The sequence below is a fragment of the Marinobacter sp. SS8-8 genome (assembly GCF_030540945.1).
Lineage (GTDB): Bacteria > Pseudomonadota > Gammaproteobacteria > Pseudomonadales > Oleiphilaceae > Marinobacter.
In genome coordinates this window covers 157206-181207 of the sequence record NZ_JASSVN010000004.1, presented here as the reverse complement: position 1 = coordinate 181207, position 24002 = coordinate 157206, and the positions used below count along the sequence as shown (strand labels likewise).

Genomic DNA, 24002 nt, shown 5'->3' with positions numbered 1-24002 from the left:
TTAAGGCGAGAGTTTGTGCTCGACCAACTCGGATATTGTAGCGACGGCAATACAATCATCGCGAGTGATCGGCCCGTGTGTTGACGTTTTTATCGATTGATAACACTGCGCGATGAGTGACCTCAAGCCGGGGTAGGCGGGTTCCCGGTTGAGAGAACGTCTTAACAGATTGCCGGTTGCCGCAAAAAGTGTCTTCAAGGAAAGGGAAAATGGCGAAATGATTTTACGGAACCGGGAAACGGCAGGCGATTCAAAAACCGCGAAACCATGAAACAGGTTGACATGCAGGGCTCCCTGCTCATGATAAACCGTCATTTTACACTGTGTGGGCCGGGCATTCAGACTTAGCTTGATTGATACGGGAAACCCCTGGTGGTGACAATACGCAAAGAGTTCCCCGGCCCTCGGGTTATCTACACACCAGGATTCCTTCTCCAGCGGAGCCTCAGGCCAGACCTCCGACAAAACAGACAAGGGATGAGGCAGAATCTCGATCAGTATCTGGTTCAATTCATGGGCCTGGCGTCCCACGCCTCCGGCTGAAGCAAAATCAAATGTCACCGCCAAAGGGCCACTGCTTCGGCGAGCCAGTTCATTTTTTACTGACACGATACCGTGCTGATAAGCAAACTGATGAACCGGACATAACAAAAGGTTCTGGCCTGCTGCCAAATCCAGCAGCTCAGTAACTTCATTGCGTGTAGGCGCCACGGGCTTTTCCATGATCAGGTGTTTCCTGGCCGTCAGCGCTTGTTTTGCAAGTAACACATGGGTATTCAGTGGTGTACAGAGATGCACTATATCGAACCGGGCATGTTCAAGTGCTTGTTCAAAGTCAGCGAAGGCTCGGCCGCCATACCGGGCGGCAAGCACCTTCGCTGCATCCAGGTCAGGATCAATAACAGCCGTTATCGTTGCGCCGTTTTTTCTGGCCGCATGCCCATGCCAATTGCCCATGAGCCCAGCGCCCACAATCGCGACCGTCAGTTGCTCTCTTTCATGCATACTTAGTTGCTCACTATAGCGCCACCCAGCCTGATGCCAGCTCCTCACAGGGAAAACCCCAAACCCTTTCAATGTAGCGGCCAAAAAACATGTCGTACAGTTTTGTGGCAAACTGTGGTGGTTTAATGCCGTTAACTCTCATGAGTAGCAATCATGACTTCAAACCAAAAAAAAATCGCCCTGGTGGGGTTAGGGGCGGCTGCAAAAACTATTCACTTGCCCGCGTATAGCAAACTTGCCAACTTGGAGCTTGTTGGTGGCCATGATCCGGCAATAACGCCTGCGGCAGGCAAGGGTGCATTTCCGTTTCCGTTGTACGAAGATGTCAGCACCCTGCTGGAGCAAACAAAGCCGGATATCCTCGCCATTGCCAGCCCCACCCGGTTCCATTATGAGCTGGCAGGGCAGGGGCTGAAGTACGGCTGCCATATCTTTTGCGAAAAACCTTTCACCACGACATTGGATGAAGCGCATCAGTTGATCGCTCTGGCTGAAAAACAGCAACGCTGGATCGTAGTCAACAATGAGTTTCGTTTTATGAATATCTATGAGGCCGCGAAAGGAAAGATTGGCAGCCCCGATTTTGGCGATCTGCTTTTTATTAACGCTCAACAAAGTTTTTACGTTAACGAGAAAACGGAGGCAGGCTGGCGCGGAAACGATCCCCAGCGCACCTGCAAGGAATTCGGCATCCATGTGCTGGATCTGTGCCGCTACTTTTTTGGCGAGGAGCCACTGCAAATCTGTGCCAGAATGCCAAAACCCTCTAACCCGAACGGGCCGGATTATCTGAACCTGATCCAACTCGACTTTTCCGGTGGCCGCAGTGCGCAGATCACACTGGACCGACTTACCCGGGGCAGGCACCGTTATCTTGACTTGAGACTTGACGGCAGCAAGGCCACCATCGAAACAGAGTTTGGCGGCAACGTGCAGTTTACCGCCGGCATTCGCGGCGGTGATCGCAAGCCCTACGTAGGTTTTGATATTTCCTTGGGCGGCAGAGCCCTTGAGTATCACGCCGAGAAAGCCACGAAGATTGCCAGTGACCCGCTCGATATTTTTGCCAACGCCACCAGCAAGCTCCTGAAAAACTTTATTGATGCGATAGACAATGGCAGGGTCCCCGCCTGTAGCGCACAGGACAACATCAAGACACTGGCACTGATGCTGGCGGCCTACACCTCCAACGATCAGGGCAAGCCTGTCCCGTTTGCCGAGCATTGGAGCTGAGCGTGCACTTAAGTGCGAAAGATGAAGGTCTTTTTGTCTGCCCGCAATGCCGAACACGGCTGTCAGCGAAGGCAGATTGTTATCAGTGCTCATACTGCAACAGGGAATACCCTGTTATTTTCGGCATCGCTGATTTCCGCATCAGGTCCGATCCTTACCTTGGTCTGGAAGAGGAGCGCGCAAAAGCGAAACGCCTGGCCACGGAAATTGAGCAGAATTTTTCCGCCATGCTGGATTATTACTATGAAATCACAGACGATGTTCCGCCAGCCTTGGCAACCCGCTACAAAGCGTATCACTACAATGGCCCTGAGCAGGCCCGCCAAAGCCTGGCTCGCTTGGGCGTTTCCTCTGGCGATGTCTTCCTGGATGCAGGGTGTGGTACCGGAGGCGCGCTTATTGCGGCCGCGGAGAATTGCTCCCACATCTACGGGATGGATATAGCTTTACGCTGGCTTGTCATCTGCCAGCAGCGATTGAAGGAGCAGGGGATAGCAGCGACCTTGGTGTGTGCGGACATAGAGGCCCCCCCGTTCCCCGACGGGTATTTTTCAAGAATCACCGCGACCGATCTGTTGGAAAATGTGTACTCGGTGGACAAAACCCTGGTGGCACTGGGGCGGTTGCTAAAAACAGACGGCAAGTTGTGGCTTGCCGGCAGCAATAAATTCTGCCTTGGCCCCCATCCGAGCACGAGGCTCTGGGCTGTCGGTTACTTTCCCGGAAAACTGCGTAGCCGGCTGGTACAGCGTCTGCGAGGCGTTGACTCGCTGCGCTTTATTAATCTGATTTCACCAGGGCGCGTCATCCGCTATGCTAGGCAAATCGGATTACGCACCCAAATGCTATCTCCGAGGATGGTGGCTCTGGATGAGGAAGGGAATTACCCGGCAATTGACAGGCTACTGATTAAAACCTACATCGTATTCGCTCGTCTGCCCCTGGTGCGGCAGTTGCTGATCTGGGTCGGGCCAGCATTCGAGATGATACTGAGCAAGTCACCCTATTCGGTGGAATCAAAGGGAGTTGACCAGGCATGATGCGCTTTGGACTTATAGGGCTTGGCGGTATTGGCGAGGTGCGCAAACAGGCACTTGAGGTGTCCACGGAATGTGAGCTGACGGCCGCATTCGACCTCGATCCCGCCGCACTGGCCAGGCTGCCCGATCATGTCAGTGTGTTCAAAGACGCAGAACAGCTCCTGAAGTCGGATGCCTGCGATGCGGTCATCATTTCCACACCCACCCACTTTCACAAAGATCTTGCGCTGACCGCACTGGAAAACGGAAAACACGTTATCGTGGAAAAACCGATGGCCAGCTCGCTTGCGGAATGTGAGCAGATGGTTGAAACAGCCAAACGCTGCGGAAAACGGCTGACTGTCGGTTTTAACCATCGCTATTTCGCGGCCATCAAGGACGTGAAAGCCGCCATCCAAAGCGGCGCTCTGGGCCAGCTACGCTATGTAAAAGGCTTCGCCGGGCATACAGGTCTGTCCGAATTCAAATCGGAATGGATGTACGACAAGGATAAGATGGGTGGTGGCACACTCATGGATAATGGCATCCATACCCTGGACCTGATCTGTTATCTGATGGACGACAGGGTAAGCGATGTCTCGGGCATGATCAGCACCAAAACCTGGCAACTTGACCGCACCGAGGACAATGCCTTTGTCCACCTTCGTACTCAGTCCGGCATCATGGGAAGTCTCCACAGTAGCTGGACCGAATGGAAAGGCTATCACTTCTGTGTTGAAGCCTACGGCGATCTCGGCATGGCTCGCGCTTATTACGCCCCGATGAGCTCGACCATCATTACGATGGACAAACCAGGGGGGCAGGCCCATAAGAAGAGAAACTTCTACATACCCGCCATTTTCCGGGAAAAATTCAAGGGCTGGCAATCGACCGTTGTGCAGACCTTTGTCGAGGAGTTTCACGATTTTGTCAGCCTGGCGAACGGTGGGCCGGCGGGTGCTATCGCGACAGCGCAAGACGGACTCCGCAGTATTGCAATACCAAATGCTGTCTATGAGAGCGACAGGGACCGTAGTGTTGTAACAGTGTTGTAACTCTGGACCGCCCGGGCTAAAAGCGAGCCAGGCCCGACACTGCAGCAATAAAGGTGCTAACGGGATTTAAACAAGTGGGCAGGTAACATGAAAAACAGGATCATAGTAACCGGTGGAGCAGGATTTCTCGGTAGTCATCTTTGTGAGCGCCTTCTGGCCGAAGGCAATGAGGTTTTGTGCGTTGATAACTTCTTCACCGGGCAAAAGCGCAATATTATTCATTTGCTGGATAACCCCTATTTTGAGGTTATCCGTCATGACATCTGTTTTCCCCTCTACCTGGAGGCCGATCAAATCTATAACCTGGCCTGCCCCGCCAGTCCGGTTCATTACCAAAGGGACCCAACCCAGACCACCAAGGTTAATGTCAATGGCAGTACCAATATGCTTGGCCTGGCCAAACGCATTGGCGCCCGAATATTGCAGGCGTCCACAAGCGAAGTCTATGGCGATCCCACGGTTCATCCGCAAACGGAAGACTATTGGGGCAATGTTAACCCGATAGGTCCGCGTTCGTGCTATGACGAAGGCAAGCGTTGCGCTGAAACGCTATTCATGGATTACAGGAAAGAGCATCAGCTGAGCATTAAGATTGTTCGTATCTTCAATACTTACGGACCTCGTATGCATCCCCACGACGGGCGCGTTGTTTCGAATTTTATTATGCAGGCTCTGAAGAATGAAGCTATCACCATCTACGGTGACGGCAGTCAGACGCGATCATTCTGCTACTGCGATGATTTGATTGATGGTTTTGTCAGGATGATGCGTACGCCGGATGACATCATTGGCCCCACCAACCTGGGCAATCCGAACGAGTTTACGATCAAACAGTTGGCGGAACATGTCATTGATCTTACCGGCTCAGGGTCGCGCATCAACTACCTGCCGCTGCCCCAGGACGACCCCAGGCAACGCTGTCCGGATATCACCAAAGCCAGAACCGAACTGGGTTGGCAACCAACGATTGAATTAAAGGAAGGGCTGACAAAAACGATAGCCTATTTTGAAGAGCTTTTGGCCGGGAACCCCGATCTGTAATGCGCCGCGGCACGAAATTATTGCCCGAATCCCGTGCCGCTATTCGATCTCTTGCAGGGCATCCCGCGGCCCAAAAAGGTAGCCCCAGGCTTCCCCAACACCCCAGACAAGATAAAACAACATTAAATAAGGCGCGGCCTTGGTCAGGTGGGAGCGGACACTGACCTTATGGCGCGCGTTCTGAAAAAACCGGAAGGTTAACAGCGGCGGCAGGACAACCGATGCCATTGCGTAGGTCAGCCGCTTCGCTTTCTGCCCGGAGGCGAAACGTATCCCCGCATAGTACCTTGAATAGACAAACCGCTGCCGCAGGAACAGACCAAGACTGAATTTCTTGCAGTGAAAAATACGCACCCTGTCGTCGGCGACAAGGATGTGCCCCTGCTTGTGCAACAAGGGGTGCAAGGTGGTTTCCCAGAATCCGGATGTCAGTATCTGCTCGTCCACCTCCTCGAAAATCTTGCGCCGGTAGGCGACATTCATGCCTGCAAGGTTTGGGGTGGGTCCGCTCTTGATCGGGGGAGACATGGGCGCGTACTCACACAGGAAGGTGGCCCAGTCGAGCGCTGTATCCGTTACGCCATTAACCACGCTGCCGCCAATGGCGGAAGCCTCGGGGTGTTCGGCAAATGCCCGGGCAAACTGCTTTAGCCAGTCCCGGGGCGGCACGCAGTGATCTTCGGTCACCAGCACGAAATCTCCCGCTGCCTGCTTCGTTGCCAACGTGCGCATGGTGGGAAGGTCCGTTGTTGGTGGACATTCGATGATCTTGACGTCCGGATACTCGCTGCGAATCCGCTGTGAAACATGATCGCTGATTCGATCAGCAAGCAGCACTTCCCGTGATGGATCTTCATCCTGATTGTCAAGAGACTCAAGAGTTTCCAGTATTCGTTCGTCATCTTCAGTGCTGACCCGACCGATGACGACGGAATAGGTAACGGCCCTGTCATTTTCGTTTTGCATATGCAATGTAAAACTCCTCCTTGTTAACTCTAATCGAGAAACACCCCATCGTCTGGGGCCCCAGCCATATAACCGGCACACTCTCCCACGGACCAGGCACACTCGGAAACCAGAATGGGAACGGAAAAGCGCAGTACATTACCCGTCAGCACGGGCGCCCGCCTTGACGCTCGCAGTATACGACTATATCGAAGCAAGGGGAGTATGAGTATTCCAACCGCGTAGAGGAGGCGGCGATAACCCAGTATTTCGGCATGGCTTGCGCCATACAGGCGTCCATGGCAGTAGCGCCTGCGCAGGTAATAACCCCATGAAAACTGCTTTCGATAGGTTACGGACATGTCGTTGCATGCAAAGGGTGTGATGCCCAGTTTATCCCGCACCTGACGCACGAAAAAGGTTTTCTGGAAACCCGAGCCTACGAGGGGGACGTCTTGGAGCAACTTACGCTGAAACGCAATATTATTACCCGGATATTCCGGTAATGTTGGATCGAGGGGCTCCCGGAATTGGGCGTATTCTATCAGATAACCGATGTTGCGGAAATCCTTGCCAGGCCAGCCACTGTTGACCGGACCATAAAACACCGGTGTCTCGTCCCGCATCCTCTGACGCACTGCACGAAGCCACCCTTCCGTGGGAGGGCAGGAGGCGTCCAACAGAGCGATATAGCGGCTTCGGGTCTGCCGGATAATAGTCGCATACTGTTCAAAAAAAGGCGTGTGGCTGGAAAATCTGAACAGCGACAGGTTGTCGTCCGGGCTATCCATAGCCGGCTCGTCCACCTGTGCAACACATACCCTGATATCGGGCTGATTCAGTAACCCGGCGCTCGCCAGGCTTTCACGAAGGCCGGCATGATCGCCCTGTGTACTGGCGGCGATGGCAATCATGAGCCGTGGTTCGGGTGCAGCGGGCTGGTCTCTCATCAGTTATGGCTCTGAAGTGTCCTGGAAGGTTGCTCGCCTGCTGTCGGGCGGCTTCTCCGCAGTTCGTCAATCACGGCCAGATAATCATCCAGATACCGCTGACGGGTGTAGAGTTTCCTGCTTGCGCTCTGTGCCAGCTCTGACAATTGCTGACGCAAACCGGGCTCGCGGACGATCCGGTGTAGCAAGGCAGGAAGCTCATTGTCCTGTCGATAAACAAACCCGGCTCCGGTTGTTTCGATGATTTCCGCGCAGCCACCGGCATCCCTGACAATTGCCGGAGTGCCACAGGCCATGGCCTCAACCGCCGTCAAGCCGAATGTCTCGGGCGCAAGCGATGGAAACAGCAGTGCTGTGGCATTGCTGTAAAGCTGGATCAGGGCCGTTTCATCAAGCCTGCCGGCAAAATGGATATTCGGGTACTGGGCGAAACGCTCCTTTAATCGCGACAGGGCATCACCTTCACCGGCCAGTATCAGCTGGTAATCCTCCAGTGCCGTGAATGTTTCAAGCAAGGATTCCACGCCCTTGGATGCGGTGATGCGACCGCTGTAGACAAAGCGGGGAGGTCCCTGATCACTCCATGTGCCAATTATTTCCTGTGATGGTTCCAGGCGTGAGTAAAGGGGGATAATGCGAATCGGAACGCCGGGATAGAGTTGCTGGTGCTGGTCTGCAGTGAATTGACTGGGCGCAATCAGACAATCAATTTTTTCGAGATGACGCTTGGTCAGGCCGGTGTATCGCCAGATCTGGGGCGGTATGCCAGAACGTAAACAACATTGCAGGCACTGACGGGAGTCACAGCGCCGGGCGCCGTTTTTCCAGAATATATGGGTAGCGCACACCAGCCAGTGTTCATGCAGGGTGTAGAGCTTTACCAGGGCGTTACCCAGAGAGAGTATGGCAGGCCCGCCAATCAGCGAAATGTTGTGATAATTGATAACATCAAAATCGTCCTCGAGCAGCTCCGCAAGGGCGCGGGTTTTCAGGGCGGGGTGCCCGAGTTGCTGGGTCAGCAACGGAGATAGTGGGCCCATGGAGCTTTTCAGCCGGCATACGTCTACCCCCTGATCGTCGTATCGCTGGGGGAGCCCCGGATCGCCTGGGTTCGCACCGAGCCGGTAAGCGTCCTCGCAATGGATAACGCGGACGTAGTGCCCAAGCCTGGCCAGTGAGAGAGCCAGTTCCCGGACGAATATGCCGTCCCCGCCAAAGTTGTACGGCGGGTAGAAGGTGGTCACCATGCAGAGCCGCACAATTACCCCCGTATCTGGTGAACGTTGGATGGTTGGGGCCGGTTGATTCCGCTTCCCACCGGGCAGGTGTGCATTGCAAATGGATCAGTCACTCCAGCTCCGGGCAGAATCGTTTACCGTAACGGTAAACAACGAAGTAGTCGTTTTTGAAAACCGATCTGAAACAGTTGCTTGGGCGCTCCGAATCGGTAAGTGGGAGCATCCACGCAGCGAGGTTCATATCAACGTAGTAATCGGCTCTCACCGCGTCGAAGAAGTGGTTCATGAGCTCGGGAGTGCTGTACCTCCTCGATGGCCAGGTTGCGCTGTTGCGGCCAGTCATCAATGCCATAATCCTGGGTTTGATAAAGACGATGGTATCTTCCGGCGCGGTTTCTTCCCTGATAAACCGGAACATGGCTTGTGCATCGGGATGAGTAACGCCGCGTTCCAGCTGCGGATATTCCATGGTGGTCATGACCGGTACACTGATAATCGCCAGAAGCAGCGCATACCCGCCAGCCAGGAGGTATTTCAGCCTCGGCAGGAGAGGAAAAATCATCTCCTGGCAAAAGAGAAATCCGTAATACAGGAAAAAAGGGAATATGGGGATCAGGTAACGCATGGTCGGAGGCGCGCCGAAAAGCAGCAGCACCGCGATATACCCGGCAAGGAAGATTTCCACGACGGTTATCCTGCGGAGCAGCGCCAGAATATAGCCACCAATTGCGAGCAGGCTGAACAGATTGAACAGCAGCCCATTCAATGTGTTGATGAAGGCGCTGGAGGAGGGGGGCCAGAACCCCTGTAAGGCCCACCGGTACCCGATAATCCGGTCCAGGATATTTCGTGGATCAAGATCCACAAAGCTCAGGTGATTCAGTTTGGCGGGTGAGGATTGCTGGTCTGTCAGGTGTTTCAGGTTCTCCTCGAAATACTCTGGGATAAACGAGGCTGAAAACCAGAGGCTCTGCAACCAGGCAAACAGAGCGAAAATCCCCAGGGCGACGATGCTCAGCAACGAGATCCGTCGCCGGCATACAATGTCGTAGGTCAACAGGGTCAGTGGCAAGACAATGCCGATCTCACGGGCGCCGTATGCCAGGTACATGGAGAGACCAATCAGGAGGCCTGCTGTTATTTGTCTGCCGGGAGTCTGAAGCTTGCCCTGGTCGCCGGCGAGGAAAAGCAGCATCAGGAACAGCGAGAGATAACAGAACACCATGAAGGTGAAATCGGCGCGGATAAGGTTGGTGAAACCCCATATGTAGGGATTGAGGCCGACAACAAGCACAAGGAAAAAAACAAAGCGTCGCCCAAGGCGGATCTCAAATATCTTGGCCGCCAGCCATAACGACAAGCCGAAGGAGAGAATGCCAACCCATTTCAGCGCCTCCAGATCGAGACCGAAAAAGGCATATACCGGAGCAAGTAGAAATGGGAAAACAGGGGGGTAACCATAGGGTCCGACGAATTTTGAAACCGGATTCAACAGGTAACCGGTATCAAGATAATGCCTGCCTTCCACCAGGCTTTGGGCATGAAGAATATAGAGGCTGAAATCGCCACTCCAGTTCTGCCCTTTCACCAACGTAACAAGGTAAAAAACCGTAAGGGCCAGAATGGCCAACGGAACCGCTGCGGGATGCTCTATCCATTGCGCGATGGCAGGCTGCCATGGTCGATTCGCGAGAAATGGATTTGAGCAATGCCGTCGCAGTCGTGATGTCATTCTGATTTCGTCCTTGATTGAGTCGCGGTCAGGGTGTCTTTCTATAATCAGGCGGGTAAAAGGATTGTATTTCGACTCGGGGACTATGTCACGCGGCCAGGGTCACGCGCGGCGATTCAGGACCTGGATAAAGTATTCAAGGTTATCTATTCACGGGTTAAAGTGACCCATGATGGGTTCAATAGGGTTTGGCATTAAACCTGTGGGCTAGACGTTATAACAGTGTTGTAACGCTGGCCTGATTTGAGCTAGGATGTTCAGACGGCGTTATAACATTCGAGGTCGAGATGAGAACCACCATCCGGAAAATTGGCAACAGTGCCGGGGCAATCCTGCCAGCAGCCATTCGTGAAAAACTGCACTTGAACGAAGGTGATAGCGTTGAAATTGATGTGCAGGGCGATCAGATCGTTATCAAGCCCTGCAAAGTCAGGCCAAAGTACAAGCTTAGCGAGCTGGTAGCTCAGTGCGACGAAAACGCCCCTTACCCTGATGAGTTGCGTGACTGGGATAAAGCCCCGGCAGTTGGCCAGGAGGCACTTTGAGGCGCCCTGCGTTCCAACGTGGAGATATTGTTCGCGTAAGCCTTAACCCTACCGTGGGACGAGAGCAGCAAGGTGATTATCGCCCCTGTCTGGTTATCTCGCCTGTTGAGTTTAACAGGCTCGGAACGGTTCTTGTTGCACCTGTAACGCAGGGTGGCAATTTTGCCCGGTTCCAGGGTTTTGCGGTGCCGCTGACTGGAGCCGGAACCGAAACCCAGGGTGTGGTTTTGGTAAATGCGGTGAGATCCCTTGATCTTCAGGGGCGGGGGGCAAAGAAGGTTGAGCGAGTACCGGAAGAAATCATTGATGAAGTTCTGGCGCGACTGACAGCAATTTTGGAAAACTGATCAAATAGTTCGATAAATGCCTGACGGTCAACGCAGGCTTCGCTTTTTCTGATCGTTTATTCATTGCCAACCGTTTCTCAGGCCCTCATTCGGGTGATTGTATCGATGGCCATCCTTTTTTGTTCCTCCGGCAGTAATTTCCAGAGAAGGGGCGCCAGCAATGCGACATACAACACTCTCGCCAAAAAGCCCGTAACAGAGAACTCTTCAACATTCGAGAATACCAGTCCTGTTATTATGGTAACGCCAAGGCAGAAAATAATCCGCACCCAAAGGCTGAAGGGAATGCCTGAGTGAAATTTGGCTGCCAGCCTGAGTGGGATTACCAAACCGTTTAATAACACGCTTAAGGACAATGCGAATGCGGCACCGGGAAGCCCGAACATCTCAACCAGGGATGGTGTAGCCAGAACGGCCGCAACATAGGAGGCCAATGTGCTGATGGAAAAAAATTTCACATCATTGAGTCCTACCAGAAGTTGCCGGTAGACATTGACTATGACATACATGCTTTGCCAGAAAACAAACAGGTAGATATAACCAGATGCAGGTCTGAATTCTGATGAATACAATAATGTCAGGGCCAGATTGGGGAATAGTAAAAAGGGAAGGGAAAGCGCAAGGATGATGACGATCATCAAACTCAGGAATTCGTGGGCTTTGTCAAATTTTTCTTCGTTCGAAATGTTACGGTTCAGAATGGGTGCCAGATAGAGAATATTTATCGGGCCCGATATTGCGCCCAACGCAAGCGAAATCCCGAACAGAGCCTGCAGAAAGCCAGCCTGGGCCTCGCCCATGGTCGAAAAAACCTCGTAGCGCGCTACCAGCATCGTGATTGCGTAGGCAGATAATGCGACATGACCATACAGGGAAAAGGGGATGATTTCGGGGTTTCGTCGTAACTCCTTGAGGATGCCCGCTGAAGGATCACTAACACGTAACGACAGTTTCTTCTTGATATAAAAAATTGATCCGAGTGTAGTCACAACGCCGGCAACGGCCACACTTATATAAATGCCATCCATACCCAGAAGCCATGCGCCACTGCTCGCCGCAAACGCGAGGCCGAATGTTACTGTAAGGTTCAGGGTTGAACTTACCAATGGCATCTGGGCTGCCGCCAGTGTGTGAACGAAAAAGATACCCAGCATCAAGGCGGGGACATTCAGCAGCGCCACAAGAATGAACGACTTGTAAGGAACAAGTTCGGCACCAAAGATGGCTGGATGCCACAGGGTGATACCGATAACCAGAGTGGTGGTCAATATCGAGAGCAGGAATAGCCCTGAAAGAAAGCTGGAAAACACGGTCTGGAAACGCAGGTTTCCCTCACTATGCGCCCATGACATGAATTTCAGCGAGAAAAACGGAATGCCGAAACCGCCCACTGTTACCACGGTAAGAACGATCTGGTCGATTGTCGCAATAATCCCGAAGCCTGCCGGACCGAGGACGATGGACAGGACTTTGGCCCGTATCATTCCGGTCAGAATAATAAAAACCTGGATGACGCCTACGGAGAAGAGAACCCTGGACATTCAGATCTGGCCTGTATCAAGGATTGGTGTTTGGACGGAAGCCTATCCTGCCAGCCATCAGTGAGTATTGAAAACCTTCTCATAGCTCTGCGCAGCATCCATCGGTATGATCCCAGGCAAGGCGGAAACATGTCGCCAGCATTAACATTCCGTGCAGATGGTAGGATAGAATCACATGAACTACAACTGACATACGGGCGGCGGCCTCCGGACCGGTGTTTACCCTGGCGCTAGTGAGGAGATGATCAGTTATATGTTGGAAACAGAGAAGCTATTTAATCCGGGAAGATAAAATGATGGACTCAACAGAAATAATGGACTCAACAGATAGCAAAATTCGCTGTGCAATCATCGGCGGTGGTCCGGCCGGGTTGACCGCCGCTCTGGAGTTGTCACGGGCCGGGGTCGAGCCGATAGTCTTTGAAATGGACCAGCAGGTGGGCGGGATTTCACGCACGGTCGATTACAAGGGCTATCGTTTCGACATTGGTGGTCACCGGTTTTTCACCAAGGTGGACAGGGTTCATAACTGGTGGATGGATATTCTTTCGGACGAATTCCTGGTACGACCGCGTCTGTCGCGTATTTATTACCAAGGCAAGTTCTTCGATTATCCGTTGAAGCCAAAAAATGCGTTGCTCAATGTTGGATTAACGGAGTCCGTTCTGGTCGGGCTGAGTTATCTTAAAGCGCAGGCATTTCCCTCCCGGGAAGAAAAAAATCTTGAGCAGTGGGTAACCAACCGCTTCGGTAAGCGGCTGTTTACAATGTTCTTCAAAACTTACACCGAAAAAGTGTGGGGGATGAAGTGTACTGAAATAGGGGCTGACTGGGCGGCCCAGCGCATCAAGAATCTGGACCTGGGCAAAGCTGCGCTATCGATGCTCGCTCCTAAGCTTCTGACCGGCAAAAATCAGATTACGACACTGATTGAGGAGTTCTACTACCCCAGGCTCGGTCCTGGCCAGATGTGGGAGCGTGTGACCGAAATTCTGGACGAAAGGGGGCACCCGGTTCGCCTGGAACACCAGGTGAAAAAAATACACCGCGATGGCGAAAAAGTTATTGGCGTGACGGTGGCCGATGGCAAGGGCAATGAGGAACGCTTCGATGCCGAGCATGTTATCTCAACCATGCCCATTAAGGACCTGCTCAACGTTATGGATCCTGCGCCGCCGGCGGAAGCGCTGGAGGCAGCCAACCGCCTCAGGTATCGTGATTTTCTCACGGTGGGGTTGATAGTCGATTCTCCGGAACTCTTCCCGGATAACTGGATTTACATCCACTCGCCGGACGTGCAGGTGGGTCGCATCCAGAATTTCGGCAACTGGAGCCCACACATGATTCCGGACAAGTCAACCAGTTGTATTGGTCTGGAGTACTTCGTCCAGGAAGGTGATGAGTTATGGACCGCAGATGACGACGCGCTCATCGAGCTGGGCAAGAAGGAAACCGCCCGGTTGGGTCTGATTGATGCTGATAAGGTCATAGATGGTGTTGTAATACGAATGCCCAAGGCCTATCCGGTTTATGACCATGGTTACAAGGAAAACATCGATAGCATTCGTGAATACATTGACAAGATCCCAAACCTGCACCTGATTGGGCGCAACGGCCAGCATCGCTACAACAATCAGGATCACTCAATGGTCACTGCCATGTATGCGGCGGAAAACATCCTCGGCGCGAATCATGATGTGTGGGACGTCAATGTGGAAGAGGAGTATCACGAGGAAGCCCATGTTGAGAAGGGTCAGGGTGCGAGTGGTGAACGTCTCGTACCGCAGCGGGTGCGGGAAGCGTCTCCGATAGAAATTCTCAACGACGCCTTCGCAAAATACGATCCGGTCGCCCTGGGCGGAGCCCTCGGTACGATGCTCGGCTTCGTGGTATTTTTGGCGACCGCAGGCCTGCTTTTGAAAGGAGGCGAAGATGTCGGGGCGACCCTGGCATTGCTGGGCAATTATTTCCCCGGCTATGATGTCACCTGGGCCGGTTCGTTAATAGGCGCTCTTTGGGGCGCGGTATTCGGCTATCTTATCGGATTCATCATCGCTGTGGCCATCAATGTCACCGTATCGATACACCTTGCCAAACTTCTCCGGCGCCTGGGTGCGCTGGGTGGATCAATCGGCTAATGTTCAGACAGGGATAGAGGTACCGTTATTATGAATAAAGAGCATTTTTCAGAGGATGAATGGAAAGCCATTGGTCAGGCTATTGCCCGTTTACGGGCGTCTGTGATGGCAGTGACCTTCGGAACCGTCGGTGGCTTGATGTTGTTTGTGGCAACCGCCTGGCTGATCATCCTGGGACCGACAGGAGGGTCGGAACATGTTGGGCCGACACTGGGCCTGCTGGCAAACTTCTTCCCGGGTTATAGCGTCACCTGGTCCGGTGCGGTGGTCGGGGCCTTCTACGGTGCGCTGAGCGGCGCCATCGCCGGCTTTGTGCTGGCAGTCATTTACAACCGTATCGTTATCTATCGGCGGCGCTGAGAACCGGCAGCGCCGATCCCCTCAGTTTACTGGCGCGAGGCCTTGAGTTTCCGGTGCTGTATAAAGCCCGACGCTTGCATGGTGATGACGACTAGCGTGGTTGCCAGCAACAGCAGGGTATAGATGCCGATGCGTTTTTCAAGCAACTGATAGATCAGACCGTGAATCGGTATGGCCAGCACCAGAAAATACGCTGAGCGCTGCCATTTTTTCCAGGAAGACGCACCCAGTATACGGATAGAGCGATTATTGGACAGGCAAAGGAGCGCAATCATTATAAGTGCGCTAATCAACCCGATATAATTGGTCAGCCCGAACGGATCGGTTCTGAAGGGAAGGACGTGCGACTCATCTGGCGGGTAGATAAAATATTGGATAAGCCTGCCCTTGAAATGGACCTGCAATCCTGTGATGGTGTGCGCGAGGGCCAGTATACCGGACCAGATGCCAAGATCCCGCCGCAGAAGGCTTGACAGCGGATTGCGCCTGGAGCGTATCAGGTTCGCCGGCCCGATAGACAGGGTAACAGCGAAGTAGAGAAGGCTTGTGTAAGCGGTGCCAATCGAGAGCGCCTGCATAAGTGGTTTGTCGGGTAGCCGTTGGCAAAAGGCGTAAACCAGAGCGAATGCCACTGTGAATAGCAACAAATGCCTTGCCCATCTCATGAAGCCCATTAACCCGCCTGTCATCGATGTCAAAGTTTCCTACGTGAAACCCACGGGGATTATACTACTCGGACACGTGTCTCAGAAGCAGAAAAATTCTCCGCCATGCCAGCCTGGTGCGTACTGACATGTTGATTGAGCCCAAAAGGCAGAATAATGAAAATGACAGTCATGCCTGTCCCGAAAAATCGGGCCGGATGAAATTTTCAGGCTTCCTTCGGTTCGTAATCATCGCGTCCTTCCTGATTTCCGGTGCCTGCTTCGCCGCTTCTTTGGAAACCGGTTCCGGGAAAATGGATGTGCCTGTCACCGTGCGAATAGACAACGCCATCGAATACCAGGAAATGGCCGGATTTGGCGCGACAACCCTTGCCGGGATTATGCTGACCCCAAACGGGCCGCGTGACATGCTGGGGGCAACGTTGAGGCATCAGGCCATCAAGGCGGTCTACCACGACGTGGGGCTAACGCTTGGCAGCCTGGAGTTGTGGCTGGAGCCGGCCAATGACAACAACGACCCCATGCTTGTCAACAAGGATGGTTTTCAGTGGGAAACATCGAACGCGATGCACGATCTGCTTGTACGTCCTGCAAGAGCCTATGGCTTCAGTAATTATTCGCTTGGCCTCAAGATAGACATGCGACGGGAATTGCGCTGGATGGAGGAACTGCGCGAAAGGGATTACAGCCGCTATCTTCAGGAAGTCGCGGAATATGTGGCGGCCGGTGTTTCGCACTGGCAGGAAATAACCGGGGCCGCCCCCCGGCTGATTACCCTGTTTAATGAACCTCTGAGCGGTAACCGGGAACTGCGTGGTGGCTCTAAGCAGGAAGTAGTCGATATTATCAAGTCCGCTGGTGAGCGGTTGCGTGCGGAGGGGTTCGCACGCACGAGGTTCATTGTTCCCGCGGAAGAGACCGTTGCCAAGTCCATCGATACAATCGAGTCCATCCTTGCCGATGAGGACGCGCGCTCCCATATCGGTGCGCTGGCCTATCACGCTTATCCGTATGATTCTGCTTATTCCAGTGTCCGGCGTATTTTGCAGACATCAGGGAGAGGGCTGCCGGATCACGAGGAGGTACGGGTTCGCCAGCGAATTTATGAACTCGCCGCCCGTTATGACATCCCGGTGTGGATGACAGAGACCTCCGAGGGCCCGGGCCGCGCTGATTATCCGTTCGGTTCTCCGGAAAACCTGCGGGCTCGTGCCAACCATATTCATGATGAACTGGTTTATGCCAATGCATCAGCTTATTTTGCGATGTATGACATGTGGGACAGGCAAAGTCATGATGCACATTTCAGTCAGAGAGGCATCGATTTTTTCAGTGAATCCAGCCATATTGTACTCATCGACCAGAAAACATCGGAAGTTCATATAAGTGGAATCGGATATGCCATTGGCCACTTTGCCCGCTGGATTACCCCGGGTTTATTGCGGATTGATGCCGTATCAGACAATAAGCTTGTCAAAGTGGTCGCATTTCGCAGCAACAGGAACAACGAGCTGGTTCTTGTCATCATCAATAATGGAGATTTCGAGGCCGACATCGATGTTTCCCTGGAAAATATGGGTTTGCGGGGGGCGGTAAACGGGGAGTATTCAGACACGTCAAACCGCTGGAAAAAACTTGCCCCCCTGACACCTTTAAATAACACCCGTTTCAGATTAACCGTCAGCCCGGTGAGCGTGACCTCCTTGTCCACCGGAATAATTGAATTGAATGATTTACCCAGTTTGCCAGGCGTATCGCCGGCACGTTTTTAAACTGTTTCGTGTTGTTCGTAACAACCGCCAACCCCTGGATAACAATACCCACTTGTTTCACGGTGTCCGGGTAGGCTACGGGGTTTGGGAGCCGCAATGCCTGACTCTTGTTGCTTTTAAAGATGCTTGCTCGTTCCACGATTTGCGCCTCTCGGTGTAGGTACGTGTGGTATATCCCTGCTTGGCACTTGGCACTTGGCACTGCATTTCATGATGAAGAGGACCTTTTTTATTTGTGGGGTGCGGCCTATAATTAACACATGCATACAGTGTATGAGGTTAATACCATGACCGCCGAGCCAGATACCACTATCAACGTCAACTCGCAGGACCTGCAGGCTCTGGGGAATGCGGGCATCAATAAGGCGGACATTGAGAAGATGCTCCATGCGCTGGCGACCGATCTCCGGTCCGGGAACGAAGCAGCGGTTCACGATCAGGCCAATGGCCTCACGGCCGCTGAGATTGAGATTCTCCGGGAGGGCGGCGCCTACGGCCTTGATGACACATCCCCCGGCGCCTTGGCGAGGTCCCGGCGCCTCGCGGTCATGCGGCTCCAACTGGAATTCAAGCAGTTACAGCGTGACTCGCTGTACGCCTCAGCTGTGGCCGAGCTGCTAGGTATCTCAGCTGCCAGGGTGCGGCAACTCACCAACCCGGGCAACCCGGGGCTGTACAGTTTCAAAGGGGCCCGGAGCAAAGCGTGGTTTCCGCGCTGGCAGTTTGTCGAGAGCTCCGTAATCCCCCATCTGCGGCTGGTACTCCAGACCCTCAGCCCCCAGGCACACCCGGTCACAGTTCAGCAGTTCATGACGCAGGTGAACAACGACCTATGGAGCTCCGAACTGGAAGAAAACCTGTCTCCCCGTGACTGGCTGATCGCCGGGTACCCGGCTGAGCCTGTCCTGAGCCTGATCAGGGATATCTGATGGCAAAGTTTCCAGAGCCGCCAGATGTCGACGCACTGAAAAGCATCCCGCCTCAAACCGTCAATCTGGAGGCCGGGGAGAAGATCTTTCGGGTATTTCGCACCGAAGGGCCGTATCCGGTGTCATGGAATACCTTCCGGTATTTCGGTCCCACGTCGTCCCGTTTCGACCACCATTTGCGAAACAAAGTTGGCCAGCCGGGTAATGGTGAGCGAGGAGTCCTCTACGGCGCCATCGGCCCCCGGGCCATTCCTACTTGCCTGGCTGAGTTCTTCCAGGGAACCCGGAAGATCAATCGAAAGGACGGGGTACCTGTTCTGAGTGCTTTTGCTCTCACCGCGCCACTGACCTTGCTGGATTTACGCGGTTCCTTCGCAACCCAGATCGGCGCCAGCATGGCGATCAACACCGGGCCACGACCCCGGGCCCAGCGTTGGGCTCAGCGGCTATATGAGGCGTACCCCCGGGCGCATGGGATCATCTATCCCTCGTCCATGCATGCCAATGAGCCTGCAATTACCTTGTGGGAGCGTAGCACGGCCTTCATGCCCCGCCACCCACTGGTCCATCGTCTGCTGTCTGACCCGGCCCTGAAACGCGTGATTCTCGAAACCGCTGACGCTATAGGCTACCCGGTGGTCGACCCCTGACCCGAACACTGCTTGCAGGGGCTCAGAAGATTAGCGGATTGCCCAGACGGGGCACTGATTGTTTTGGTTTGATTTTGGCCGTCTCAGATATCCAGACTCATAAGAGTGGCATTCGTTAAGTTACGGATCATTCCGGGCGCCAATATAGGCTGTGATGGCGATCATGGCGAGAATTGTTTACCTTGTGTCCAAGCTTTGGCCGGATAATGGTTGGCGGGTGCGTATCTGTGGGCCTGGAGTGCTGGTCTCTGGCGTGTTTCCTGGGAGGAGTTTCGGGCTTGGGCTGTCAGCCAGTTGAATCGGCTTACCCAGCTTATGCTTTTCCGAATCAAACAGGTGGTGGTATGCAACCCTTGGTGACAGTTATCACGCCCGCCTATAACCGGGCCGGGTTTATTTGCGAAGCCGTCGAATCAGTGCTCAACCAGTCCTATGGGAATATTGAGTACATCGTTGTGGATGATGGCTCCTCCGATGGCACTTTCGAGATCCTGCAGGAATATGAGGCTGCCGGTAAACTGACGTTGTTAACCCATGAAAATCACAGTAACCGTGGGCAGTCCGCGGCACTGAATGTTGGTTTGCGGGCGGCTAACGGTAGTTATATTGCGATACTTGATAGCGACGACCTGCTCCACCCGGAAAAAGTGAGCAGGCAGGTTGAGTTTTTGGAAAATAACACTGAAGTCGGCATGGTTTACGGGCAAGCCATGGCAATTTCAGAAGATGGTCGGGAGTTATTCCCCATTCCAGGCGACGAGCATGTGGAGCCCGGAGATCCGAACCGCTTGCTTCTGGATTGCTACATGGCCTTGCCGGGCGGCGCTATGGTGCGTAAATCGGTTTACGATCAGGTTGGATTTTTTGAAGAAGGTTTCCGTGCCAGCCAGGATCATGACATGGTGGTTCGAATTGCAGAAGCTGCGCCGTTTGCCTTTATGAAAGGGACGGTTTTCTATTATAGAAAACATGGCGCATCTATCAGTAACCTGGGCCTGGAAAGGCGCTGGCAAACCGGGTTTGAAATTCTCCGTCGTGCGGCGGCACGATATCCTTATCGGCGGTCTACCATCCGGAAACGGCGTGCGCTGTTGTATTTCAGGATTGGGCAGGTCTATTGGCAACAAAAGCGCTATTCGACCGCGATTGTCCATTTGCTCAAAGCCGGCCTTGGTGACCCCGTGCGCTCTATGAGCGTTGTATTTGGTGCAGAAAAAGCACATTGAGCGGTTGGGTCATGTACTATGGAAAAGGCAGGTGCTATGGAAAAGGCGGGTACTATGGAAAAGGAAGGTCCAGTTCGTATTCTGTTTGTGATTGACCAGTTTACCAGCTCCCATGCCGGGACAGAGGGGCAGCTATTGCAACTGCTCTCAAACCTGCCTGCCGGTCAGTTCCAGCCTGAGCTTCTGGTGCTTCGGCCCTCAAGTTATGTTGAGGCAGGGAAGATGCCCTGCAAGACAGAGGTGTTGGGGACCTCCAGGTTGTTCAGTCTAAAGACGTGGCTGGCCATGTTTCGATTTGCGCAGCGAAAAAAGCGAGAGGGCTTCGCCCTGTGTCACGTGTTTTTCAACGATTCATCGGTTATCTGCCCGCCGGTGTTTTCACTTGTGGGCATACCTACGTTAATCTCCCGCAGGGATATGGGGTATTGGTACACGCCAAAGTACCTCTGGGTGTTAAGGCGGACTGCCCGTTTTGTCAGTGGCGTTGTTGCCAACAGTGCGGCAGTTAAACAGGTTACAGCGGAAAAGGAGGGGGTTCCGGCTGCCAGAATTTCGGTCATCTATAACGGCTATTCTGCGTCAACTGACGAGTTATCGCCCCTGACGCCTGAAGAACGATCCTCGATCCTCAGCGGTCTTGGGTTGCCTGTGGATGGTCGATTTGTCGTGCTGGTGGCCAATCTGCGGGAGATAAAGCGCATCGGCGATGCCATCAACGCTATCGGCACGGTTCGCAATTCAGTGCCGGATAGCCATTTGGTCCTGATTGGTGGGGGAAACCAGGAACCATACCGCGAGTTAGCTGTTTCTCTTGGCGTCGCGGACTATGTGCACTTTCTGGGAGAACGTTCTGACGTCAGGAATATCCTCCGCGCAATGGACGCCGGTTTGCTTTGCTCCGAATCAGAGGGTTACTCCAATGCAATCGTTGAATACATGCAGGCCCGGTTGCCCGTGGTCGCTTCGAATGTCGGGGGCAATAGTGAAGCGGTAGAGCACGGCGTTTCCGGATACTTGTTCCCCCGGGGGGACATCAAGCAACTTGCTGCTTACCTGGTATGTATACTGCGCAATGAAGATGGTTCCGCACAACAAATGGGCGAGTGCGGCCACCGGAAAGCCCACCGCAGGCATGGCCTGAAAACGATGATTGACTCCCATGCAGCCCTGTATTCCAGAGTCTTGTCGAGCCGGCTGGGCGCGCCTGATGTGGAGGTTCGGTGAATATTTCGGGATTGATTAAACTGGCCGGTGAATTTGGTGGCTATGCCGTGGCACGCACTATCACTGCGAGTCGCCCCCGTATTCTGATGTATCATCGCTTCTCTCAGGTACCGCATCCCGGACATGTTGGTGCCGATGAGTTTGAACAGCAGGTGCGTTACATCTCCAAACACTTTAATCCGGTAACCGTGTCACGCATTGCGTTGGCGCTGCACGAGGGTAAGACGCTGCCCCAAAACAGCATTGCGATAACCGTTGATGACGGCTACGAAGATTTCTATTCAGTGGCCTGGCCAATACTGAAAAAGTACAAAGCCCCGGCGACCTTTTACGTAACCACCGATTTTGTGAATGGCGACCTGTGGCTGTGGCCGGATCAACTGCGTTACCTGCTGGAACGGTCTCCGGAATCCGAAAACAGTTTCGATTTCGGTTTGGTTAGTGTTAAGACTCCGTTAAAGGCAATCGCGTTTGAGCAGTCTTTCTGGCACATTAACCAGGTTTTGCTCAAGGTTGATAATGCGGAAAAATCAGAATGCCTTGCCGCGATGGCCAGGACCTGGAACGTCGATTTGCCAGTGTCCGCTCCGGAGGGATACCGGGCGGTGACCTGGGAGCAGCTAAAAGAAATGCAGGCCGAAGGGCTTGAAATCGGAGGGCATACGGTCACTCATCCATCACTGGCAAGGGTAACCATGGCGCAGGCCCGTTATGAAATTTTGGGGTGTAGCCAGGCGCTGGAGCAGCACCTGGGTAAGTCAGTTCGTTCATTTTGCTACCCGAATGGCACTCCGGATGACTTTGTTGCGGAGCAGGTTGAATTGATTCGTGAAGCAGGCTTTTCATGTGCCGCGGTGGCCTTTGCTGATAGCAAGGAGCACCAGCAGAGATACGCTATGCGACGTCACGCCAGCTCATCCGATCAATTTCAGTTCCTGAAGGCAGTGTCAGGTGTTGAATTGTTAGGGATGAAATTGCGCAAGGCCCAGAGAGAAACGCGTTATGAGTAGCGGGGCATTAAGACTGGGGTCGGCAAATCAGCATAACGGGCACGGAGTGTCGGCACGGGTTCAGGCCAGTTCGTTTACCTTTGGCCTGTTTATTTATTATCTCATCGATTTTTTTCTGCATCTCTCGCAGCGTATTCCTGGTTACGGGTTACTGAGGCCAACCCTGTTATTGGCGCTGATAATTGCTGTCAGCCTCTTTATGCAGCGAGAAAAATTCAAAGGCTGGTCAAAAGATCCGATTGTTTCTTCGTTGCTGGCGTTGTTGATCTACCTTGCCGTTTCATTGCCGCTGGTAGAGTGGCCGGGGAGTGTGGTTAAGAATAATCTCAGTGACTTTATAAAAGCGATCACGTTCTTTTTCTTTACCGTCCTGTTAGTGGATTCAAACCATCGGCTGAAGATCTTTCTGCTGGTTTTTATTGGTTGCCAGTTAATCCGGGTGTTTGAACCCTTATTTTTGAATCTAACCGAAGGATACTGGGGCAGCGGGACCTACCTTGGCAGTGGGGAGTTCTCCCAAAGGTTGGCAGGTGCACCATCGGATGTGATTAATCCGAATGAGTTGGGCTTTGTGATTGTTACCGCAATACCCTTTCTTCATTATCTTCTCTGGACATCCGGATTTAAGGCCAGGCTTCTTTATCTGTTGTTGATGCCGCCAATGCTTTATGCGCTGATTCTCACTCAATCGCGGGGCGCCTTCCTTGCCCTGTTGGTGGTCGCTTTTTTTGTGTTCAAGGAGTCGAGCCACAAGTTCAGCCTGATTGTTGTTGCAATTCTGGTGGCCATGGCGGGATGGCAGGTAATGACAGACCAGCAAAAGGATCGCTATCTGTCATTAGTGGGGGAGTCGGAGACATCCAACGCGGTATCAGCGGATGGACGCATCCAGGGGATGTTGACGGAGTTCAAGCTGGGATTCCAGCGGCCGCTTGTGGGGCATGGGCTGGGCACTACACCGGAGGCAAAAACACATATATTGGGCAAGCGCCAGGCTTCCCACAATCTGTATGCCGAGCTGCTGATCGAGCTCGGGCTTATTGGCGCATTCCTCTTTCTTCGGTTTCTGTTCAAGGTATACAAAGGGTTGTCAGAGAATAATAAACTTACCATTGATCATGAATTTGATCCTTTTTATGTGAATCTGAACAAGGCGATGACCGCGGTGTTCTGGATGTACGTGGTATACAGTTCAAATTATTGGGGTCTGTCTCAGTATTATTGGTACCTGTTTGCCGGCGCCGTGGTTGTTTTTCATCGGTTAACCCAACTGAGCCTGGTTGTTCCGGGTGGTGCCGAAGCCCCGGCAATGCCAGGGTCCACCAAAAACCGTTTCAGTAATCTGGTCGATCTGCCTGGAAGGCGCTGATGGTGCCT

The 24002-nt window shown here is 53.2% G+C and carries 22 protein-coding genes; 15 read left to right on the top strand and 7 right to left on the bottom strand.

All coding sequences use genetic code 11. The annotated features are described in order from the left end of the window. On the bottom strand, positions 1–1005 hold the full coding sequence (locus QPL96_RS06340) for a Gfo/Idh/MocA family protein (RefSeq protein WP_303286377.1): 1005 nt from the start codon (positions 1003–1005) through the stop codon (positions 1–3). A gap of 153 nt (positions 1006–1158) precedes the next feature. Here QPL96_RS06340 and QPL96_RS06335 point away from each other — a divergent pair, with 153 nt between their 5' ends. The 4 genes from QPL96_RS06335 to QPL96_RS06320 all read left to right on the top strand — a co-directional run bounded on the left by QPL96_RS06335 (position 1159) and on the right by QPL96_RS06320 (position 5353). Further along, a complete protein-coding gene (locus tag QPL96_RS06335; RefSeq protein ID WP_303286376.1) occupies positions 1159–2238 on the top strand; it encodes a Gfo/Idh/MocA family protein in 1080 nt (359 codons plus the stop codon). 2 nt (positions 2239–2240) lie between these two features. Then, on the top strand, positions 2241–3278 hold the full coding sequence (locus QPL96_RS06330) for a methyltransferase domain-containing protein (protein WP_303286374.1): 1038 nt from the start codon (positions 2241–2243) through the stop codon (positions 3276–3278). Next, positions 3275–4312, top strand: coding sequence for a Gfo/Idh/MocA family protein (locus tag QPL96_RS06325; protein ID WP_303286373.1), 1038 nt, complete (start codon positions 3275–3277; stop codon positions 4310–4312). The genes QPL96_RS06330 and QPL96_RS06325 overlap by 4 nt, the downstream gene beginning before the upstream one ends. Before the next feature lie 87 nt (positions 4313–4399). Further along, entirely contained in the window at positions 4400–5353 is a 954-nt protein-coding gene (locus QPL96_RS06320) for a UDP-glucuronic acid decarboxylase family protein (RefSeq protein WP_303286371.1), read from the top strand. Between the two features lie 39 nt (positions 5354–5392). Here QPL96_RS06320 and QPL96_RS06315 read toward each other — a convergent pair whose 3' ends face one another. The 4 genes from QPL96_RS06315 to QPL96_RS06300 all read right to left on the bottom strand — a co-directional run bounded on the left by QPL96_RS06315 (position 5393) and on the right by QPL96_RS06300 (position 10218). Beyond that, positions 5393–6319, bottom strand: a complete 927-nt coding sequence (locus tag QPL96_RS06315) for a glycosyltransferase family 2 protein (protein WP_303286370.1) — start codon at positions 6317–6319, stop codon at positions 5393–5395. A gap of 29 nt (positions 6320–6348) precedes the next feature. Next, the gene (locus QPL96_RS06310; RefSeq protein ID WP_303286369.1) at positions 6349–7248 is read right to left on the bottom strand and encodes a hypothetical protein; all 900 of its coding nucleotides are present in this window, start codon (positions 7246–7248) and stop codon (positions 6349–6351) included. Then, the gene (locus QPL96_RS06305; protein ID WP_303286368.1) at positions 7248–8507 is read right to left on the bottom strand and encodes a glycosyltransferase family 4 protein; all 1260 of its coding nucleotides are present in this window, start codon (positions 8505–8507) and stop codon (positions 7248–7250) included. Before QPL96_RS06305 ends, QPL96_RS06310 begins: the two co-directional genes overlap by 1 nt. Before the next feature lie 88 nt (positions 8508–8595). Beyond that, a complete protein-coding gene (locus QPL96_RS06300) occupies positions 8596–10218 on the bottom strand; it encodes a hypothetical protein (protein ID WP_303286366.1) in 1623 nt (540 codons plus the stop codon). A gap of 287 nt (positions 10219–10505) precedes the next feature. On the opposite strand from QPL96_RS06300, the gene QPL96_RS06295 reads away from it, so the two are divergent. Both QPL96_RS06295 and QPL96_RS06290 read left to right on the top strand, forming a co-directional pair. After that, entirely contained in the window at positions 10506–10763 is a 258-nt protein-coding gene (locus tag QPL96_RS06295) for an AbrB/MazE/SpoVT family DNA-binding domain-containing protein (protein WP_303286365.1), read from the top strand. Further along, positions 10760–11110 carry a type II toxin-antitoxin system ChpB family toxin gene (locus QPL96_RS06290; protein ID WP_303286363.1) on the top strand — a complete coding sequence of 117 codons (351 nt, stop codon included), beginning with the start codon at positions 10760–10762 and terminating at the stop codon, positions 11108–11110. The genes QPL96_RS06295 and QPL96_RS06290 overlap by 4 nt, the downstream gene beginning before the upstream one ends. A gap of 77 nt (positions 11111–11187) precedes the next feature. Here the strand turns inward: QPL96_RS06290 and QPL96_RS06285 are convergent, their stop codons facing one another. Next, positions 11188–12651, bottom strand: a complete 1464-nt coding sequence (locus tag QPL96_RS06285; RefSeq protein WP_303286361.1) for a hypothetical protein — start codon at positions 12649–12651, stop codon at positions 11188–11190. Positions 12652–12947: 296 nt separating this feature from the next. Here QPL96_RS06285 and QPL96_RS06280 point away from each other — a divergent pair, with 296 nt between their 5' ends. Then, positions 12948–14789 carry an NAD(P)/FAD-dependent oxidoreductase gene (locus QPL96_RS06280; protein ID WP_303286359.1) on the top strand — a complete coding sequence of 614 codons (1842 nt, stop codon included), beginning with the start codon at positions 12948–12950 and terminating at the stop codon, positions 14787–14789. A gap of 30 nt (positions 14790–14819) precedes the next feature. Next, the gene (locus QPL96_RS06275; RefSeq protein ID WP_303286357.1) at positions 14820–15149 is read left to right on the top strand and encodes a hypothetical protein; all 330 of its coding nucleotides are present in this window, start codon (positions 14820–14822) and stop codon (positions 15147–15149) included. Between the two features lie 26 nt (positions 15150–15175). On the opposite strand, the gene QPL96_RS06270 is transcribed toward QPL96_RS06275, so the two are convergent. Further along, complete coding sequence (locus QPL96_RS06270) at positions 15176–15847, bottom strand: hypothetical protein (protein ID WP_303286355.1); 672 nt, start codon at positions 15845–15847, stop codon at positions 15176–15178. A 95-nt stretch (positions 15848–15942) separates the two neighbouring features. Between QPL96_RS06270 and QPL96_RS06265 the strand changes: the two genes are divergently transcribed. The 7 genes from QPL96_RS06265 to QPL96_RS06235 all read left to right on the top strand — a co-directional run bounded on the left by QPL96_RS06265 (position 15943) and on the right by QPL96_RS06235 (position 23994). Continuing rightward, positions 15943–17586, top strand: a complete 1644-nt coding sequence (locus QPL96_RS06265; protein ID WP_303286353.1) for a hypothetical protein — start codon at positions 15943–15945, stop codon at positions 17584–17586. Between the two features lie 287 nt (positions 17587–17873). Then, positions 17874–18515 (top strand): hypothetical protein, encoded by a 642-nt coding sequence (locus QPL96_RS06260; protein ID WP_117617296.1) that lies wholly within the window; start codon positions 17874–17876, stop codon positions 18513–18515. Continuing rightward, the gene (locus QPL96_RS06255; protein ID WP_303286350.1) at positions 18515–19165 is read left to right on the top strand and encodes an RES family NAD+ phosphorylase; all 651 of its coding nucleotides are present in this window, start codon (positions 18515–18517) and stop codon (positions 19163–19165) included. Before QPL96_RS06260 ends, QPL96_RS06255 begins: the two co-directional genes overlap by 1 nt. A gap of 344 nt (positions 19166–19509) precedes the next feature. Next, a complete protein-coding gene (locus tag QPL96_RS06250; RefSeq protein WP_303286348.1) occupies positions 19510–20391 on the top strand; it encodes a glycosyltransferase in 882 nt (293 codons plus the stop codon). A gap of 54 nt (positions 20392–20445) precedes the next feature. Beyond that, positions 20446–21615, top strand: a complete 1170-nt coding sequence (locus QPL96_RS06245; protein WP_303286346.1) for a glycosyltransferase — start codon at positions 20446–20448, stop codon at positions 21613–21615. Beyond that, the gene (locus tag QPL96_RS06240) at positions 21612–22625 is read left to right on the top strand and encodes a polysaccharide deacetylase family protein (RefSeq protein WP_303286345.1); all 1014 of its coding nucleotides are present in this window, start codon (positions 21612–21614) and stop codon (positions 22623–22625) included. The genes QPL96_RS06245 and QPL96_RS06240 overlap by 4 nt, the downstream gene beginning before the upstream one ends. Next, complete coding sequence (locus QPL96_RS06235; protein ID WP_303286344.1) at positions 22618–23994, top strand: O-antigen ligase; 1377 nt, start codon at positions 22618–22620, stop codon at positions 23992–23994. The genes QPL96_RS06240 and QPL96_RS06235 overlap by 8 nt, the downstream gene beginning before the upstream one ends. Positions 23995–24002 lie beyond the last annotated feature (8 nt).

Bases quoted from the DNA above. Each gene is read 5' to 3' on its own strand.
- QPL96_RS06255 (WP_303286350.1), top strand. From the start codon at position 18,515: ATGGCAAAGTTTCCAGAGCCGCCAGATGTCGACGCACTGAAAAGCATC.
- QPL96_RS06250 (WP_303286348.1), top strand. From the start codon at position 19,510: ATGCAACCCTTGGTGACAGTTATCACGCCCGCCTATAACCGGGCCGGG.
- QPL96_RS06285 (WP_303286361.1), bottom strand. From the start codon at position 12,651: ATGTCCAGGGTTCTCTTCTCCGTAGGCGTCATCCAGGTTTTTATTATT.
- QPL96_RS06340 (WP_303286377.1), bottom strand. From the start codon at position 1,005: ATGCATGAAAGAGAGCAACTGACGGTCGCGATTGTGGGCGCTGGGCTC.
- QPL96_RS06260 (WP_117617296.1), top strand. From the start codon at position 17,874: ATGACCGCCGAGCCAGATACCACTATCAACGTCAACTCGCAGGACCTG.
- QPL96_RS06280 (WP_303286359.1), top strand. From the start codon at position 12,948: ATGGACTCAACAGAAATAATGGACTCAACAGATAGCAAAATTCGCTGT.
- QPL96_RS06275 (WP_303286357.1), top strand. From the start codon at position 14,820: ATGAATAAAGAGCATTTTTCAGAGGATGAATGGAAAGCCATTGGTCAG.
- QPL96_RS06300 (WP_303286366.1), bottom strand. From the start codon at position 10,218: ATGACATCACGACTGCGACGGCATTGCTCAAATCCATTTCTCGCGAAT.
- QPL96_RS06295 (WP_303286365.1), top strand. From the start codon at position 10,506: ATGAGAACCACCATCCGGAAAATTGGCAACAGTGCCGGGGCAATCCTG.
- QPL96_RS06315 (WP_303286370.1), bottom strand. From the start codon at position 6,319: ATGCAAAACGAAAATGACAGGGCCGTTACCTATTCCGTCGTCATCGGT.
- QPL96_RS06245 (WP_303286346.1), top strand. From the start codon at position 20,446: ATGGAAAAGGAAGGTCCAGTTCGTATTCTGTTTGTGATTGACCAGTTT.
- QPL96_RS06235 (WP_303286344.1), top strand. From the start codon at position 22,618: ATGAGTAGCGGGGCATTAAGACTGGGGTCGGCAAATCAGCATAACGGG.
- QPL96_RS06335 (WP_303286376.1), top strand. From the start codon at position 1,159: ATGACTTCAAACCAAAAAAAAATCGCCCTGGTGGGGTTAGGGGCGGCT.
- QPL96_RS06325 (WP_303286373.1), top strand. From the start codon at position 3,275: ATGATGCGCTTTGGACTTATAGGGCTTGGCGGTATTGGCGAGGTGCGC.
- QPL96_RS06320 (WP_303286371.1), top strand. From the start codon at position 4,400: ATGAAAAACAGGATCATAGTAACCGGTGGAGCAGGATTTCTCGGTAGT.
- QPL96_RS06310 (WP_303286369.1), bottom strand. From the start codon at position 7,248: ATGAGAGACCAGCCCGCTGCACCCGAACCACGGCTCATGATTGCCATC.
- QPL96_RS06265 (WP_303286353.1), top strand. From the start codon at position 15,943: ATGTTGATTGAGCCCAAAAGGCAGAATAATGAAAATGACAGTCATGCC.